Raw genomic sequence first — 16,151 nt, forward strand, 5'->3', positions numbered from 1 at the left:
ACAGTGGCGCTTGGATTGTTTACAAGGTGGGGGCGGCGATCGCTATTGGCTCATTGAGGTCGAACCACCGCAGGTAATAGTTCATCTCGACCAGCTGATCAGATGGCTCGCCTAATGCTTCGGCCACAGCGTTAAAGTTCGACTCGACTCGCAAATCCGTAATGTAACCCTCTTCATCAAGCCATGCCTTATAAGTGAAAAGACGTTCCATGAGCTTCGGGTCTGCCAGGGCCGAGATGCCGCCCAGATCTGCAGGTGCTGCCAAATAACCTGAATAGAAGCGCTGATCTCCCAATAGATCGACCACGCCCGACTCTTCAACGGTGATCTTCGACATCATCTCAAAGACCCCTTCAAACTGGCCGAGCAAAGCGCTTCGAACATCATCTTGCGACGAGTCCTCGGCCAACAACTGCCACTCATCATCAAAACGTGCCCGAACCCAGGTTTGGTCAGCCACCATTCGCACATGCAGGATTTCGGGCTGCAACTCGCCGGGTAGGTCCTCATCAAGACCTGACATCATTGCCAACGACGTTGATAGATCCATATAAAGCTCGGCAGCCTGGTTCGGGTTATCAAATGAGCCCAGCAATGTAGTTTCATAAGGCCCTAACTGACCCTGATCGCTATCCACGTTGATTAACAAGGTGAACTCATAGCGGCCAGATGTCGCTGAGCGGGTTTTCCACATGGCTGCCTGCACTTCTTTTTCAAGCTGAGCGCTAGCCTCATGTGATGGGGTCCCTGCAGCGCAGGCCACCATAACTAAACTCAAAACGACGCATGCGAAAGTAGAACTAACACGAAAAATAAGAGAACGGTTCACCCAAACTCCTGCGGTTGAATCACAAGTAACCAAATCGGAGTCGGGCTTAACCGACGATGGTGACAGAATGGTCGATCTCGGCCACAAAAACAAGCACCATTTATGTAGTTGCCGCTAAAGGCCGCCGGCCGGAGCCCTCATGAACAACCCAAGAAAACAAAAAACACGCAACGCCTTGGTTCTGGCAACAAGAAGCGTTGTCAGCCTCGGGCTCTTGGGCATTCTCTTTTTCAAAGTCGCGTCGGTCGATCTATCCCAAGCAATTCCCCCGTGGCGACCTTCGAACGGGTTGTGGTTGGGCGGCGCCGCGGTGCTCACGTTTGTAGCGATTGGCATTTCGGCCGTGCGTTGGTACCAAGTGCTAAATGCACTAGGTGTGCACTCACGTTGGCAGCACCTTTTCTCGCACTGCCTGGCCGGACAATTTATTTCCAACGTATTACCCACCACTATCGGCGGCGACGTGATCCGTGTCTCGCGGCTTTCGCGAGAAACCGGACGCGATTCCACCACCTTTGCCTCGGTAGTTTTGGAAAGACTAAGCGGCTGGATCGTGTTACCACTAACAACGTTTTTGGGTTTGGCATTGAACCCTGGTTTACGACATTTGGGCCGGGCCACCTGGCTCGCACTTGGCGTGGCTATTGCCACCCTTATTGGCCTGGTACTCATAACCGTGGTCGTCGCTGACCCCCGAGTGCTCGGTCGTTTCACCGACTCTGCGGGCTGGCAGCGCTTTCTCGGCGCAATCCACCTAGGGATCGACGAGTTGCGGCGCAAACCGGCGGCCGCGTTGTCTGTATTGGCAGCTGGTCTGGGCTATCAATTGGTGCTTATCAGCGCCGCTTTGATGGCGGCATCGGCACTACATATTAAAGAGGTCGGGCCAACCGCGCTGTTGACGTTTATGCCCGCCGTTTTAATCATCCAGGTTCTGCCGATTGGAATTTCTGGTCTCGGAATCCGTGAGGCAGCCTTTGTATTGTTTTTAGGTCCACTTGGGGTCCCGGCAGAACAAGCGATCGCGCTGGGCCTATTGTTGTACCTATTAAACCTGGTCACATCACTTCCCGGCGCTGGCTCTTTCGCTTTCGGGAATCGCAAAACAGCCTCCACAGTAAGCGGCGCAGCTTGAACATGGTGAATGCTAGAGAAGAAGAACCTCCCAGCCCCGCTGAAGTAAAACATCTACACGCCACCCGGCTGCGGTGGTGGCGCGAAGTGTTGTACATCGCCATCTTTTACGGTATTTACACCTGGACCCGGAACCAGTTCGGATCGGCTTCGGTTGACAGCACCATTGCCCACAACCATGCGCTCTGGATAATAAGCGCAGAAAAGGCCATCGGTTTTTTTATTGAACCCGGATTTCAACAACATTTTCTGGGCTGGAAATTTTTCATCCAATTTTGGAACGTGTTCTACGGAACCTTCCATTTTGTCGTCACCGGCGGTGTGTTGGCCTGGCTTTTTGCCCGTTACCGCCACGACTATTCAGTCTGGCGAAACACGCTGGCCTTCACCACCGCCTTGGCCTTAGTAGGTTTCAGCCTGTTTCCGTTAATGCCACCTCGGTTGCTCTCTGCTGACGATGACGAGTTCGGCGCCGGTCACGGAAATCCCCATTTCCAAGATGACTACGGTTTCGTTGACACCCTGGCCGAGTACGGCGGTCTATGGTCATTCAACGAAGGGGCCATGGCGAAAGTTTCAAACCAATACGCTGCCATGCCTAGCTTGCATTTCGCCTGGTCATCATGGTGTGTGGCCGGCACTTGGGGCCGAATTAGACGGCGTTGGCTGCGAGCTTTAACACTTTTATACCCAGCGGCGACCCTGTTTGCCATAGTGGTGACCGCCAACCACTTTTGGCTAGATGCGGTGGGCGGGGCCATAGTCTTAGGCGTTGGGTGGTACCTTGGGAACAAGTTTACGGACTGGACCGAAAGACGAATTCTTGCCCAAACCACGGTTTGACGGCACCTTGACGGAAGGGACATGGAGCAAATGCTCCTTGAACGAATCCAAACCCCCGCAGATCTCCGATCTCTTAGCTACACCGAACTAGCACTTCTCGCCACTGAAATTCGCGAGTTCGTAGTCGATGCGGTCAACACGGCTGGCAGTGGACATCTAGGCTCGAACCTAGGTGTCGTTGAGCTGACCTTGGCCCTTCACCGGGTCTTCGACTCACCAAACGACATCATCTTGTGGGACACCGGCCACCTAGCCTATGTCCACAAGGTTTTAACTGGGCGCCAAGAAGGATTTTCAAAGCTGCGCCAAGAAGGCGGCGTATCTGGCTATCCAAGTCGCCATGAATCGCCGCACGACTGGATCGAAAACAGCCACGCCTCCACGGCGCTTAGCTACGCGCATGGCTTGGCCGTTGCGCAAACTCAAGGCAAGCACCACGACCGCAAAATTGTGGCAGTAATTGGCGACGGTGCCATGACCGGCGGCATGGCCTATGAAGGTCTGAACAACCTAGGCCATTCTCAAAGCGACTGCATCATCGTTTTGAACGACAACGGCCGCTCCTATGCGCCCACAGTCTCGTTTCTAACCGACTCGCTAAATAAGCTCCGCACCAATCCCACCTATGTCCGCGAAAGCACACGGCTTGAACGTACCCTCGGCAAGGTCCCCTTTATTGGCGAATTCTTAACGAAGGGTTTCAACGCCACACGCTTCGCAGCCCGAGAAATGTGGGCGGAACCGGTCACATTTTTTGAACAGCTAGGCCTGCGTTACAACGGCCCTATCGATGGCCATGACGTTCGCGAATTGGAGCGTGCTTTGGCTCTAGCGGCCGAACTGGGCGGACCTCAGGTGGTGCATATCGTCACCCAAAAGGGTCGTGGCTATGCGCCTGCTGAAGAAGACGAGATTAAACACCTCCACGACGTCGGCGGAGTGAAGCCGGGCAGTTATACCGCCGCCTTTAGTGAAACGATTGTGAAGCTGGGCGAGGAACACCCCAATTTGGTGGCTCTAACAGCGGCCATGCCCGACTCCACTGGTCTGCTTCCATTTCAGGAACGCTTTGGCGAGCGCATGATCGACGTCGGTATTGCCGAACAACATGCGGTAACGGCGTCTGCTGGCATGGCCATGGGCGGCTTGGTGCCGGTCTTTGCGGTCTATGCCACTTTCTTAGCCCGGGCTATTGACCAGGTGAATCTCGACGTGGCTTTGCATGGTCAGAAAGTAATTTTCTGTCTTGATCGCGCTGGTATCACCGGCGACGATGGCCCCTCACATCATGGGGTGCTCGACATGGTGCTGATGTCTAAGGTGCCCGGAATGACTGTGTTGGCACCCTCGTCGTATCAGGAACTTCAAGTGATGATGCGTGACGCGGTAGAACTTGCCACCGGTCCGGTAGCCATTCGTTATCCGAAAACCGCCGCTCGTAACGTCAACGAATCCGAGTTGGGCAGCGGTTTCCATGCCCGAAAATGGGCACAAGGTACCGACGTCTGCATTCTATCGGTAGGCAAAATGCTCGAAGCCTCGTTAGAAGCCGCAACATTGTTGGCCGATCAAGGTTTAAGCGCCACAGTTTGGGACGTGCGAGCTGTAACCCCCTTAGACCAAGACATGATCGCGAACGCCTTAGAACACCCTCATGTGATTACCGTTGAAGACGGTTACCGCGACGGTGGTGCCGGATCATTAATCGCGGACGCCGTATCAACCATGGCTCTAGATCGAGGGGTGTTGGCACCCCCAGTCTCGGTGCTTGGGGTACCAACTAGTTTCATCCAACAGGCCAAACCCGATGTGATCTTGTCTCGATTGGGTTTAGACGCACCTGGAATTGCCGCTGAGGCCATTCGGGTTCAAAGCGCAGCAGGTTTCAAGGAAGCACCAAGTCGAGCCTAACGTTTCGTTCAGACTTAGTTCGTGTAATACGGGTTCTGACCGGAGTCATGGTCAGTCACGTCGATAATCTCAGTAATTTCGGGAATCGCCGCTCGCAGTTGCGCCTCAATTCCTTGACGAAGCGTAATAGCGCTAATAGCGCAACCCTGACAGCCACCACCCATCGACAGATACACTTTGGTTCCATCGACACCTGAAAGTGTGGTGAATCCACCGTGTGCAGCTAGTTGAGGGTTGACCACTTGGTCGAGAAGCATGTTGATCTTTTCAGGCATGTCGCCTTCAAGCTGAATATCAATACCTTCAAGAGGATCGGGGCGGTTCGGGTTACGAATTACCAGACCACCCTGCGCCGAGTTGGAAGGCAACGCCAATGTGGCACCGCGTAGTTTGTTGATGCTGTCAGCGGGCACAATGACCGTCAGCCCATCGGTCTCTACTATGGAATCGCCTTCAGCGGCTTCACTAATGGCCTCAAAAGCCAAGTCGTAAGCATATTCCACCCCGCTTTTGCCCACCACCGCTATACGCAAGCCTAAAGTGTCTGAGTTTTCTTCTGCGGCACGAACACCTTTTACCATCTCACGGGCTTCATCAGTCACCGTGACAATGACAGTGGCGTCGGTAGCGGTATCTACATCGGTAGTCATGCCCAAATCCTACCGTTTACAGAGCGCAGGCCAACCTTGCGATCTAGCATCTGGTTATGACCGACCAAGAACAAGCAGGCGACGAGGTTCTCTACGAAGTTAGCAACCACGTCGCGACGATCACCCTTAACCGACCGCATCGCATGAACGCCATTTCGGGTCTGATGCTGCGCCAGCTAGCCGACCGTTTGGCCGAAGCCGACCTTGACCCCGAGGTGCGGGCCATCATCCTAACTGGTGCCGGCAAGGCATTTTGCGCTGGTTTAGACATCAAAGACGCCATCGCCGGAACCGGAATCGGTGGTGATACCAAGTCGGGCAGCGGCCGTCACATGGGAACTAGAAATCATCCAACAACAGTGATGTTTGAGATGGATACCCCAGTGATTGCAGCCATCAACGGCGCGGCGGCGGGCTTTGGCCTCGACATTGCCTTGGGGGCTGACCTTCGGATCGCTTCGGAATCGGCAAAGCTGGTTACGGGCTTCGCCAAGCGCGGTGTAGTACCAGAAAGCGGCGGCACCTGGTACCTTCCCCGGCTTTTGGGTTGGGCTAAGGCGGCCGAAATCGGCTTCTTGGGGCGCGACATGAACGGAGCAGAAGCTGCCGAATTCGGATTAGTGAACCGCGCCGTAGCCGCTGATGAAGTATTGAACGTTGCTAACGAGTGGGCCGCCGAGATTGCGAGCAATGCACCATTAGCTATTCAGGCTATGAAACGCCTGTTCCGACATGGTTTGACGGAAGACTTTCCAGCGCACGTTCACCATGTATTATTGCAGACAATGTTGTTGTTCCAAAGTGCCGATTTTCGCGAGGGAATCAACAGTTTCGCCGAACGTCGACCACCCGAATTTAAAGGGAACTAACTCTGCTTTTCCCCACCGTTGCATTCGCAATATTTTTTGTGGTGGTTTTCACCGCCAACTGGCTATTGCGACCTCATTACACCATCTGGCGCCTGGCAATGTTGGGCGCCAGTCTCTATTTCTACGCCTATTGGAACGCCCGACTTGTTCTGCTCATAGGTGCTTCAATAACCATCAACTACCTCTTTGGGCACGCCGTTGGCCAAGCGCGAAGTCCTGACGGTGAGAAAACCTCAGCCAGTCGATATTTAGTTATCGCTTCGGTCGTAGTGAATCTGGGCATTTTAGGGTTTTTCAAGTATTACGGATTCTTTGTAACTTCGCTGATTTCGCTTAGCCACGACCTTGGCATCGACCTTTCTCCACCGCTAATCGAAGTGATTTTGCCGGTTGGTATCTCGTTTTTCACTTTCCAAGCCATGAGCTACGTGATCGACGTGGGGCGAGGTACTCAAGAAGTGCTTCCATTGTTGGATTTCGCTCTTTACATCAGCTTCTTCCCTCAACTCGTAGCAGGGCCAATTGTTCGGGCCCAAGAGTTTGCACCCCAGATGCACACCCAGCCTGACCCTCGCCAAGTAGCCATGCCGGAGGGTTTCGAGCTGATCTTTAGAGGTCTGTTCAAGAAGGTCGTCGTCTCTAGCTTTTTGGCGACTAACTTAGTCGACCCAGTATTTGCTCATCCCGACTTACACAGCCGCTTTGAGAACTTGGCAGCAATGTATGGTTACGCCATCCAAATTTATGCCGACTTTAGTGGTTACACCGATATCGCTATTGGCGTGGCACTTTTGATGGGTTTCCGCTTCCCGCAGAACTTTGATGCCCCCTATAAGTCGCTGTCGATTCAGGAATTCTGGCGCCGTTGGCACATGACACTTTCCCGATGGTTACGCGACTATCTCTATATTCCCTTGGGCGGAAACCGGGGTTCTACCGCCTTTATGTATCGTAATTTATTCCTCACTATGCTCTTGGGCGGCCTATGGCACGGAGCGTCATGGAACTTTGTAATCTGGGGAGCCCTGCACGGCGGATTCTTAGTGGCTGAGCGGGTGGTGAAAGCCCGTTGGGAGCCTATTGGGGTTCCCGAGCCGGCAGTGAAGGTCGGACAATGGTTCTTAACTTTCCACCTAGTTTGCTTTGGCTGGATTTTCTTCCGAGCCGAGACCTTTAGCGACGCCACCGCCTTGATTGGACGCATTCTTTTCGGGCCTGGCGGAGGTGCCATGGTAACGGCACTTGTCGTAGTCACTATCGTGGCCATGATCGCCTCGCAGTTTGTACCTGAGGATGCGGTGAGCCGAGCCACAACACTATTTGCACAAAGCCCCATCTACGTCCACATAGCCGCAGTGGCACTTGGCTTGGGTCTCATCGACGCACTCGGCCCTGAAGGTGTAGCGCCTTTCATCTATTTCCAGTTTTAATACTTCTTAGCAACGCCGACGTGACTTTCAGCATGCTCGTGAGATCAAATTCGCCGCAAGAAGCAGACAAAATCGCCCTAGGTATCATCAGAAGTGCGATCCACGATGTTGGCGTCGGCTTCGATCAGGTCGAGCACGTGCCGAGCCAATAGGTCGCCACCCGGGCGCGACAGGTGAATGCCGTCGCCTTGTCGCATATCGTGCACTGAGCCGTCCAACCCAGTGAGATAGGCCTCATAATTACCCGACTCGTTAGCAAACATTGAATAGCTATCTATGAATTTAACCCAAGGCCTGGTTGCGGCTTCTGAAGAATAAATTTCGTTCAGCTGCGCCATGCGGCCTGAAAATGCCGAGTCTCGCATAATCGGCTGACCGACCCAATAGACAATGCGCCCGGGAGCTTTCAACAAGTCCATCGTGCCCGCAACACGTCGTCGGTAGTGGTCTTTCCAACCGTCACTAAGACGTTCAAAAACCTGACCGTCAGCTTCCATACCTTGAGCATCATTGGCACCGAACATAATCACCACCGCTTCAGGGTCAAGGCGTTCCATTTCGGTGTCGAGATGTGCTGGCCAGTTGAAATAATCGGGTCGGGTAAGCCCGGTTGAAATGCGATAGTCGAGAGTGCTGGTAATAACACCGGTTTGTTCCACAAAACTAACCAGGGACTGCCCAAATACTTGTGACATCGAATCGCCACCAACCCACAAACGCAAAGGTTCACCTGCGGTAGGGGTACGCAATTCGGGAATGGCCTCGGTGGTGGTCGTGGTTTCGTCGGGGGCTTCCGGTTCCTCGGTTTCACCGCCCTCGGTGCCACCAGTGGTGGTTGAGGTTGTGGTGTCATCAGGTTCAGGGAAGGTGAAGTCGGTGCTCTTATAGGAATCGGCACGACCGGTGGCTTCATCCAAGGCACTCCTGGGCGCGTTAATTCGGAAGAATCCGCTCACGGTTTGTACAGGTTTCCACACCGCCAATGAAAAGTCGCGTGACCAACCAAACGGCTTGCGTTCGGCCTGAGCAACCAAACTGTCAACATTCAAGAACGCGGCCAGCACTAGGCCCACAACCATGACTACAAGCACCTGACCGGCAGGCTTGTACTTTCCATTCACGTCACGATCCTAGCCTCAGGCACTCTGTTGCTTTAGCTCGACCCCAATAATGAGACTTTGGAAGATCTCAGCTGATCAGCTGGTAATTAATACCCAAGAACTCATAAGTGGCGATAGCGCGGCGGTCACGACTTAATAACACACGGCCGTTAACACGTGCTGCTTCTCCGACCAGGGCATCATAGATCATGCCGCCTCTCAGACCGCTTGAGCCCAAGCGATCGAGCAGCTCGGCCTGTTGCTCAGCTGCAAGCCAGCAGCTTTCAGGAAATGCCAGCCGAATAGCCGCTAAGGCGTCGACCATATCCACTCTCAAGGCTCCTGATAAGCGAGTTAAAACCGCCAATGACTCAAAAGCAGCATGGCCTGCGAACGCTAAACGCTTCGAAGCTAATTCTGCCACGCAGACCGAGTGGGCACTGTGAGTAGCATCCAAAAATGGGATAGCTACGCTAGTATCCACCGCGTAAGCGGGCTGAGCTTTATCGTTGGTCGGCATCGCGCAGACGTTGTATGTCTAGATCAGTAAGGCTACGCGTCGCAACGGCCTCGAAGTAAGGCCGTCCATCGTCGGTAATTTGTAGGACACGTCTTGGGGAATCAACCCGATCAATTCTAATTGAGCCGCCTTCGACGTTAATTGTCAGCTCGGTATAGGGCTGAAAATCTAGTTGTTCCCGAATCTCTTTAGGGATAACTATTCGACCAGCTTTATCCATGGTTACCAACATGGTAACCATCCTACCATTTTTAAATAAGCGGCCAATTAACCCGACGAACCGTTGGACCAATCTCACTCTTTCCAGACGGTGAAAGTTACGAAGACGGGGACCAACGAGCGGCGCGAGCACTAGCGGCCATGGCCTGTTAAAGGATTAACTACGAGAGGCCCTCTTCCTCTTCGGCTAGAGCTAACCAACGTTCTTCGGTTTCGTGACGCTTTTCGTTGACGGCCGCTAAAGCTTCACCCAGCTTCGCCAACTCCACATGATCGGCACCCACCGCTTCCACCTCGACAGTTAGCCGCTCATGTTCGCGTTCCAGCTTGGCTAGCTCTTTTTCAACCGATTTAATCTCATAGCGAACCGTAGAACGCGACCGGCCACCGCCACCAACTTTGGCGGCCCGACCCGAGCCGTCTTTACCGGTTTTCGCAAGTGCTCCGGTGGCACCAGAAACGCGTGCAGACTGCTGTCCAGCTGCCGGCCTAGCCTTGCTCTTCGACACCGCACGAGCAGCGCGCCGCTCTTCTTCCCAAGCCGCATAGCCCCCTGGCCGACGCTCGGCGCGACCGTGACCATCAAGCACAATCACATCGGTTACCGTGCGTTCCAAAAAGGCCCGGTCGTGACTGACAACCACCAGGGCGCCCGGCCATTCCTCCAGGAAATCTTCCAAGACCCGCAGCGTGTCGATATCCAAATCGTTGGTGGGCTCATCCAACAACAACACGTTCGGTTTGGCCGCCAGAACAGTTAGTAACTGTAAACGCCGCTTCTCACCGCCCGAGAGCAATTCCACTGGCGCATATTGGTTGTCACTGTCGAACCAAAACTCTTCTAAGAGCCGCTTGGTCGTCCAGTCGGCTTCTTGATGCGGCCCAGCCACCACGTCGCGCACCCGAGCCGTCGGGTCAAGCTCTCGTACCAGCTGGTCGTAGTAGCCAAGCGAAACAGTGGTACCCAACTCAACGGTGCCCTCAAGTGGCGAAATACGCCCGGCAATAATGTCTAACAGCGTTGATTTCCCGGTGCCGTTGATACCCACGATTCCCAAACGTTCCCGCGGGTCAAGGGAAAGGTTAACTCCACGAAACAGCCATTCCTGACCAGGAAAATGGTGGCCTACCCCTTCAAGCTCTACCACTTTGTCGCCCAAACGCGGAGTGCCAAAATGCAAATCTAAGGTTCCACCCCGGGCGGCAGCTTCGGGCCTACCAGTGACGATTTTAGTGGCCGCTTCGATACGGGCTTTAGGCTTGCGGGTTCGTGCTGGCGCTCCTCGGCGCAACCACGCCAGCTCATGCTTCGCCAAATTCCTGCGCACCGTTTCGGCACCAATAGCTTGTTCTTCCCGAATGGCACTCGCTTCTAGATACGAAGCGTAGCCACCTTCGTGCACATAGCTTTTGCCTCGGTCTAGTTCGAGAATTCGGGTGGTGGTGCGATCGAGCAAGTGACGGTCGTGGGTTACCAAAACCAGGCCGCCCTTGAAGGCAGCCAAACGGTCTTCCAACCAAGCAATACCATCAATATCTAGATGGTTGGTGGGCTCATCCAAGATCAACAGATCAGCTTCAGAAACCAAGGCCCGCGCTAGCGCCACCCGTTTGCGTTGTCCCCCCGAAAGTTCGGTTACATCACGTTCTTGGAAGGCCCCCATACCAACCCGCTCCAACACGGCTTCGGCTTCCCACGATTCACCAACTGCAGCCAGCACCTTCCCCGCCGGCAACGCCGCTTCTTGATCTAAAAAGCTTGTTCGTACGCTGCGACCACGCCGAACCACACCACCTTCTGGTTCGATGGTGCCGGCCATCACTTTCATCAGGGTGGTTTTACCAGTGCCGTTTAGCCCAACAATTCCTAGCCGATCACCAGTCGACACCGTAACCGAAACCTCATCGAGCAGAGGTCGGCCCGGGCGGTGTACAGAAACAGCATCGCAGTCGACCAGAATCACGCTTAAAGGTTAGCGACAACGCCCGCGCTATCACGAAGCTGCATTAACCTCTAAGCGTGGTGCAGCCTCGACGACTAAAAGCCGAACCTTTAAATATCGATGGTCCACGTCGTGCTCCACGAGTGTTTCCCACAGTTCCGATCACACCTGGACTGGAAGTGACTCATCGTGCCTCGGGAACCAGCGGCACGATTATCGAAACCGCTCACGGTGGGGTGAAACTGCGCGATCGCCAAGGTCGCGACCACCTCTTTCGCTTGGGTGAAGGGGCTTTCGCCATCAATCGGGAACCGTGCACTTTGGTCTTGCAACGCCCACCGACGGCGAACGAACCGACCCTGACGGCCTCGGGCTCTATTTCAGTGGCCAGTGCTCCCGCCAAGATTGCGAAAGCTTCCCGTATTTTTGTGGAAGGCATCCACGACGCCGAATTGTTGGAACGGGTTTGGGGCGATGACCTTCGAATAGAAGGAATCGTGGTTGAGCGCCTCGACGGGGCCGACCATTTGGGTGAGATCATTCGAAAGTTCGGACCACGACCGGGACGTCGTTTAGGAATTTTGCTCGATCACCTGGTGACTGGAACCAAAGAACAGCGCATGGCAGCGGAAATTAACCATCCCGAGGTTCTAATAACTGGCCACCCGTACATTGATATCTGGGAAGCCGTTAAACCCAAGGTGGTGGGTATTAAAGCCTGGCCTACCGTCCCAAAGGGCGAAGATTGGAAGACTGGAATTACAACTCGCTTAGGCGTTGATGATCCACCGGCCTTCTGGCGTCACATTCTGGCCAGTATTGACAGTTACCGCGATCTGGAAGCACCGCTGGTGGGTGCGGTGGAAGCGTTAATTGATTTTGTTACTGAACCCCAGCACTAGGCCCCCACCGCTAGCAGCGCATACCCCGCTCGGGAAACTCGAGGGTCAAAAGGTAGCGATCGATCCGGTTGTCAACACACCCATTGCCGCTGCCATAGGCGGTGTGATCTTCACCTTTGACCGACAATATGCGTGACGTTTCCAGTTCCTGCCAAAGACGTAAACCCCATTGGTAGGGGGTGGCAGGGTCGCCGGTCGTGGCCACCACCACAACAAGCGGTGCGTCAGGGACACTAAAGGGACCACTTGGTGGGTCACTGTCAACCATTGGAAAGAAATCGCACGGGCTGGGCAACGACACGAACACCGGCCCAACACGGGGAGCAGCCTCCATCACCGCCTGGGCAACCGCCGCTTCATCTTCGGGGCTTTCCGCGGGCGAGTCGGCACAGCTAATCGCCGTGAAGGCAAAGGTTGAATTGTCGTAGCTGCCAGTGGGTGAACGGTCGTTGTATTGGTCGGCTAATTCGATCAGCCGCTGCCCGTCGCCGTGTTCAATAGCGCGGGTCAAGGCGGTGTCCAACATGGGCCACATAGCGGGTACGTACATGGCCATGATCACCCCAGTCCAGGCTAAACCAGCAGTTAGGATCCGATCACCATTGGCTGGCAATGGGTTCTGTTGAAGCGAGGCCAACAAACCGTCTAACTGCTCGGCTGGATCACCTAATTCGGCCAGGTCACAGCGGGGTTCCATACACCAGGCCAAAAACGACTGGATCGAACGCTCAAATCCACTGGCTTGACCCACCGTCATCTCAAGGTCGCTCAAACTACGGCTGTAGGCCCCATCAAGCACCATGGCTCGCACCCGGTCGGGGAACATTTCTAAGTAGCTGGCACCAAGGTAGGTACCGTAGGAGAAGCCCAAATAGTTAATCTCGCTCTCGCCTAAGGCCTCACGGATGCTATCCATGTCACGCGCCGAAGACTGCGTTCCGAGAAACGGCAACAGATAGCCACTTTCTTCAACACAGTTGTTGGCAAACTCTTCGATAAGGGCCACGGCTTCGGCCCGGTCCGACTCGGTTTCCGGCACCGGGTCCATCGCCAAGTAACGATCCAAAAATGCGTCGTCCCCGCAGGTAACCGGGGTGCTTTCGCCTACCCCACGCGGGTCCCAACCGATTACATCGAATCGGTCAAATAGCTCACCCGACAAAATAAAACGTGAGAGTTCGGCAAACTCAATCCCTGATGCGCCCGGTCCACCGGGGTTCAATAGCAGTACCCCCAAGCGTTGGTTTGGTTCGCTTGCCAACCGCCGCACCATGGCAAGCTCGATCTGTTGACCTTCGGGATTGGTGTAGTCAAGCGGCACTTCTAAGGTGCCACGCTCCCAAGGACCAACCCCCGATCGCCACTCGATTGCATCTTCACTTGGCACCGAAGTGGTGGAAGGTCGTGGGGGCTTCGAAACGTCGTGGGTGGTGCTAGTCGATTCCTGCTTGTCGACGCTTGAGTCACTCCCATTTCCAGCACCTAATTCGTCGTTATCTGAGGAACTACTACAAGCCGTTGCAACCAGGGATAACGCCACGAACATGGCCAGCACAGAAGAAGCGACGCGTTTCATGGACCAAACCTTAAACCGAAATCGCCCTCAGAGGGTCTAGCCTGGCTTAGAGGCAGGAGGCCCAGGCGTGGAACGAGCGAACATCCGATTAGGGAAAATTTTCGGTATCCCAGTTGGGATGTCGTGGACTTTGATGGTGGTGGTTTGGCTCTTCAGCCTTGGTCTGGCCGAAGGCCATTTCCCAGCCGAAAGTCCAGGCCACACGTCGGTCAGCTACTGGTTGGCGGCTCTGGTAACCGTAGTAGTGTTTTTCGGGTCGGTTCTGGCACATGAGCTGGCTCACGCCCTTATGGCGAAACGCTATGGCATCCGCACCGAAGACATCACCCTTTGGATGTTAGGGGGCGTAGCTCGTCTCACTGAAACCCCAAAAACACCAGCCGCACAAGCAAAAATTGCCGGCATTGGCCCGATAACCAGTGGCGCTATCGGCGCGCTGTTATTGGCGGCCTCCTGGGGTGTCGCTCAAATCGGGGAAGAACCGCTGGTTGTTTCGGTACTGCGATGGTTAGGTGGAATCAACCTGCTCATGGCAGCTTTCAACTCGTTGCCTGCCAGCCCCTTAGATGGTGGTTCGGTGCTGTCGGCCATAATTTGGTGGCGAAAGAAGAACGCTCAAAAAGGCCAGATCGGAGCCGCACAGGCCGGTCGGATACTAGGTGCCGGCCTGTTGGGTTTCGGTGCCATTCGGATGCTGATGATGGGTGACACCTATGGCTTGTGGGGCATGCTGATCGGCTGGTTCATCTGGCAGAACGCGCAGCTCGAACTACGTGGTGCCGAGGCACGCAACTTGTTACAAGGTTTAACGGCTGTTGAAGCAACGATTCCTGACCCACCGATCATAGATGAGGGCCTCACCGTTGATGGCCTAATTGCCATGATGGGTGCCACTCCTAACCACAGTGCCTTTGTGGTACGGGAAAGTGATGGTGTGCTGCGAAGCGTGATCACCATGGACGACATTCGTCAGATTCCACCGAACCGGCGTTCACAAATGCTGCTGCGCGACGCCGCCATCCCGATTGAGCAACTGACCACCGCCTGGGACACCGATTCCCTCTTAGACGTGATTGAACGCGCCGCCACCGCCAGTCGACCAGAAATTGTGGTTTACGACGATCGGATGTGCTTGGTGGGAGTAATTAGCCGGGAAGATCTGATCCGTCTGGCCACTCATCCACCCAAGCCACGAGCGCGTTCGCGTGACCACGGCTAAATGGCTGAGTGGCTGAATTGTAAGCGTGGTAACCGCACGGCAATAGTCCGGTTACCACGACCCAATGGTTAAGGCCAAGAACTGTATTTAGGTTCTTGAAGCCTCGAAGATGCTCTGAATCGACTTGTCCATGAGCGCATCAAACTCTTGCGCGCTTTGCTGAGCGGTTAGGCCTTCGGTGAACGCCCGAGAGAAACTGGCAATCACCCCGGGGTTGGCCGCGAGACGAGCGTTCGACTCTTCTCGGGTATAACCACCCGAAAGGGCCACCACCCGAAGTACCTTGGGGTGGTCAACTAGCTCTTGGTAGAAACCGTTGGTCTCGGGCAACGTGAGTTTCAGCATTACGCTTTCGCCTTCAGGAACACGTTCCAGTTGTTCCAGAATCGACTGCTTCATCAACGCTTCAGCTTCGGCTTTCTCGGGGCTGTGAATGTCGATTTCAGGCTCAATGATCGGAATCAGGCCCGCAGCCAAAATTTGTAGGCCAACATCGAATTGTTGGGTTACCACGGCCGAAACGCCTGCCGGGTTAGCAAGCTTTATGACCGAACGCATCTTGGTACCAAAGATTCCCAGATCACGGGCACGGGCAAGAAGCTCGTCAAGCCCCGGCATAGGCTTCATAACCTGAGCGCCATCAACCTCGTCTTCTAGCCCCTTATCAACCTTCAAGAAGGGCACCACGTTCTTTACTTCCCACAGATATTCGGCCGTACCACGGCCTTCGATCTGGCGGTCCATGGTGTTTTCAAACAAGATCGCCGCCAAGACGCGGTCACCGTTGAACTGGGGTGAGGTAATGATCCGGGTGCGCATTTCATGCACCAAATCGAACATCTCTTCATCGCCGCTGTACGACTCTGGCGGGACACCGTAGAGCGCTAGCGCCTTGGGTGTGGAGCCGCCGCTTTGATCTAGCGCAGCCACAAATCCATCTGCTGATTTAACCTTTTGGAACTGTGTGTCGTTCATCTAGCCATCCCATGACTCGGACTCGAACATT

General features: G+C 54.6%; 15 protein-coding genes. 7 read left to right on the forward strand and 8 right to left on the reverse strand.

From position 1 onward, the window contains the following. Positions 1–19: 19 nt before the first annotated feature. Positions 20–829: a hypothetical protein gene (locus WC184_03960; protein ID MFA7477031.1), complete on the reverse strand. Its 810-nt coding sequence runs from the start codon at positions 827–829 to the stop codon at positions 20–22. Positions 830–968: 139 nt separating this feature from the next. On the opposite strand from WC184_03960, the gene WC184_03965 reads away from it, so the two are divergent. The 3 genes from WC184_03965 to dxs are packed head-to-tail and all read left to right on the forward strand — an operon-like array spanning position 969 to position 4,717. Further along, positions 969–1,964 carry a lysylphosphatidylglycerol synthase transmembrane domain-containing protein gene (locus WC184_03965; protein ID MFA7477032.1) on the forward strand — a complete coding sequence of 332 codons (996 nt, stop codon included), beginning with the start codon at positions 969–971 and terminating at the stop codon, positions 1,962–1,964. A gap of 2 nt (positions 1,965–1,966) precedes the next feature. Further along, positions 1,967–2,806, forward strand: coding sequence for a phosphatase PAP2 family protein (locus WC184_03970; protein ID MFA7477033.1), 840 nt, complete (start codon positions 1,967–1,969; stop codon positions 2,804–2,806). A gap of 21 nt (positions 2,807–2,827) precedes the next feature. Beyond that, a complete protein-coding gene (gene dxs, locus WC184_03975) occupies positions 2,828–4,717 on the forward strand; it encodes a 1-deoxy-D-xylulose-5-phosphate synthase (protein MFA7477034.1) in 1,890 nt (629 codons plus the stop codon). A 14-nt stretch (positions 4,718–4,731) separates the two neighbouring features. Here the strand turns inward: dxs and WC184_03980 are convergent, their stop codons facing one another. Beyond that, positions 4,732–5,367, reverse strand: a complete 636-nt coding sequence (locus WC184_03980; GenBank protein MFA7477035.1) for a NifU family protein — start codon at positions 5,365–5,367, stop codon at positions 4,732–4,734. A gap of 56 nt (positions 5,368–5,423) precedes the next feature. Between WC184_03980 and WC184_03985 the strand changes: the two genes are divergently transcribed. Next, positions 5,424–6,236, forward strand: coding sequence for an enoyl-CoA hydratase-related protein (locus WC184_03985; GenBank protein MFA7477036.1), 813 nt, complete (start codon positions 5,424–5,426; stop codon positions 6,234–6,236). A gap of 38 nt (positions 6,237–6,274) precedes the next feature. Beyond that, entirely contained in the window at positions 6,275–7,666 is a 1,392-nt protein-coding gene (locus WC184_03990; protein MFA7477037.1) for an MBOAT family protein, read from the forward strand. 77 nt (positions 7,667–7,743) lie between these two features. On the opposite strand, the gene WC184_03995 is transcribed toward WC184_03990, so the two are convergent. The 4 genes from WC184_03995 to WC184_04010 form a co-directional block, all read right to left on the reverse strand. Further along, on the reverse strand, positions 7,744–8,787 hold the full coding sequence (locus tag WC184_03995) for a DUF459 domain-containing protein (protein MFA7477038.1): 1,044 nt from the start codon (positions 8,785–8,787) through the stop codon (positions 7,744–7,746). Positions 8,788–8,854: 67 nt separating this feature from the next. Further along, entirely contained in the window at positions 8,855–9,286 is a 432-nt protein-coding gene (locus tag WC184_04000; GenBank protein ID MFA7477039.1) for a type II toxin-antitoxin system VapC family toxin, read from the reverse strand. Then, entirely contained in the window at positions 9,270–9,506 is a 237-nt protein-coding gene (locus WC184_04005) for an AbrB/MazE/SpoVT family DNA-binding domain-containing protein (GenBank protein MFA7477040.1), read from the reverse strand. Before WC184_04005 ends, WC184_04000 begins: the two co-directional genes overlap by 17 nt. 160 nt (positions 9,507–9,666) lie before the next feature. Next, entirely contained in the window at positions 9,667–11,469 is a 1,803-nt protein-coding gene (locus WC184_04010) for an ABC-F family ATP-binding cassette domain-containing protein (GenBank protein ID MFA7477041.1), read from the reverse strand. Positions 11,470–11,525: 56 nt separating this feature from the next. Between WC184_04010 and WC184_04015 the strand changes: the two genes are divergently transcribed. Continuing rightward, positions 11,526–12,350 (forward strand): DUF3097 family protein, encoded by an 825-nt coding sequence (locus WC184_04015; protein ID MFA7477042.1) that lies wholly within the window; start codon positions 11,526–11,528, stop codon positions 12,348–12,350. 10 nt (positions 12,351–12,360) lie between these two features. On the opposite strand, the gene WC184_04020 is transcribed toward WC184_04015, so the two are convergent. Next, entirely contained in the window at positions 12,361–13,926 is a 1,566-nt protein-coding gene (locus WC184_04020; protein MFA7477043.1) for an alpha/beta hydrolase, read from the reverse strand. 67 nt (positions 13,927–13,993) lie between these two features. On the opposite strand from WC184_04020, the gene WC184_04025 reads away from it, so the two are divergent. Continuing rightward, complete coding sequence (locus WC184_04025) at positions 13,994–15,145, forward strand: site-2 protease family protein (protein MFA7477044.1); 1,152 nt, start codon at positions 13,994–13,996, stop codon at positions 15,143–15,145. A gap of 87 nt (positions 15,146–15,232) precedes the next feature. Here WC184_04025 and WC184_04030 read toward each other — a convergent pair whose 3' ends face one another. Further along, complete coding sequence (locus tag WC184_04030) at positions 15,233–16,120, reverse strand: fructose bisphosphate aldolase (GenBank protein ID MFA7477045.1); 888 nt, start codon at positions 16,118–16,120, stop codon at positions 15,233–15,235. Positions 16,121–16,151 lie beyond the last annotated feature (31 nt).

Source organism: Acidimicrobiia bacterium (assembly GCA_041676705.1).
Lineage (GTDB): Bacteria > Actinomycetota > Acidimicrobiia > Acidimicrobiales > SKKL01 > Actinomarinicola.

Bases quoted from the DNA above. Each gene is read 5' to 3' on its own strand.
- WC184_03965 (MFA7477032.1), top strand. From the start codon at position 969: ATGAACAACCCAAGAAAACAAAAAACACGCAACGCCTTGGTTCTGGCA.
- WC184_03970 (MFA7477033.1), top strand. From the start codon at position 1,967: ATGGTGAATGCTAGAGAAGAAGAACCTCCCAGCCCCGCTGAAGTAAAA.
- dxs (MFA7477034.1), top strand. From the start codon at position 2,828: ATGGAGCAAATGCTCCTTGAACGAATCCAAACCCCCGCAGATCTCCGA.
- WC184_03980 (MFA7477035.1), bottom strand. From the start codon at position 5,367: ATGACTACCGATGTAGATACCGCTACCGACGCCACTGTCATTGTCACG.
- WC184_03985 (MFA7477036.1), top strand. From the start codon at position 5,424: ATGACCGACCAAGAACAAGCAGGCGACGAGGTTCTCTACGAAGTTAGC.
- WC184_04000 (MFA7477039.1), bottom strand. From the start codon at position 9,286: ATGCCGACCAACGATAAAGCTCAGCCCGCTTACGCGGTGGATACTAGC.
- WC184_04005 (MFA7477040.1), bottom strand. From the start codon at position 9,506: ATGGATAAAGCTGGTCGAATAGTTATCCCTAAAGAGATTCGGGAACAA.
- WC184_04020 (MFA7477043.1), bottom strand. From the start codon at position 13,926: ATGAAACGCGTCGCTTCTTCTGTGCTGGCCATGTTCGTGGCGTTATCC.
- WC184_04030 (MFA7477045.1), bottom strand. From the start codon at position 16,120: ATGAACGACACACAGTTCCAAAAGGTTAAATCAGCAGATGGATTTGTG.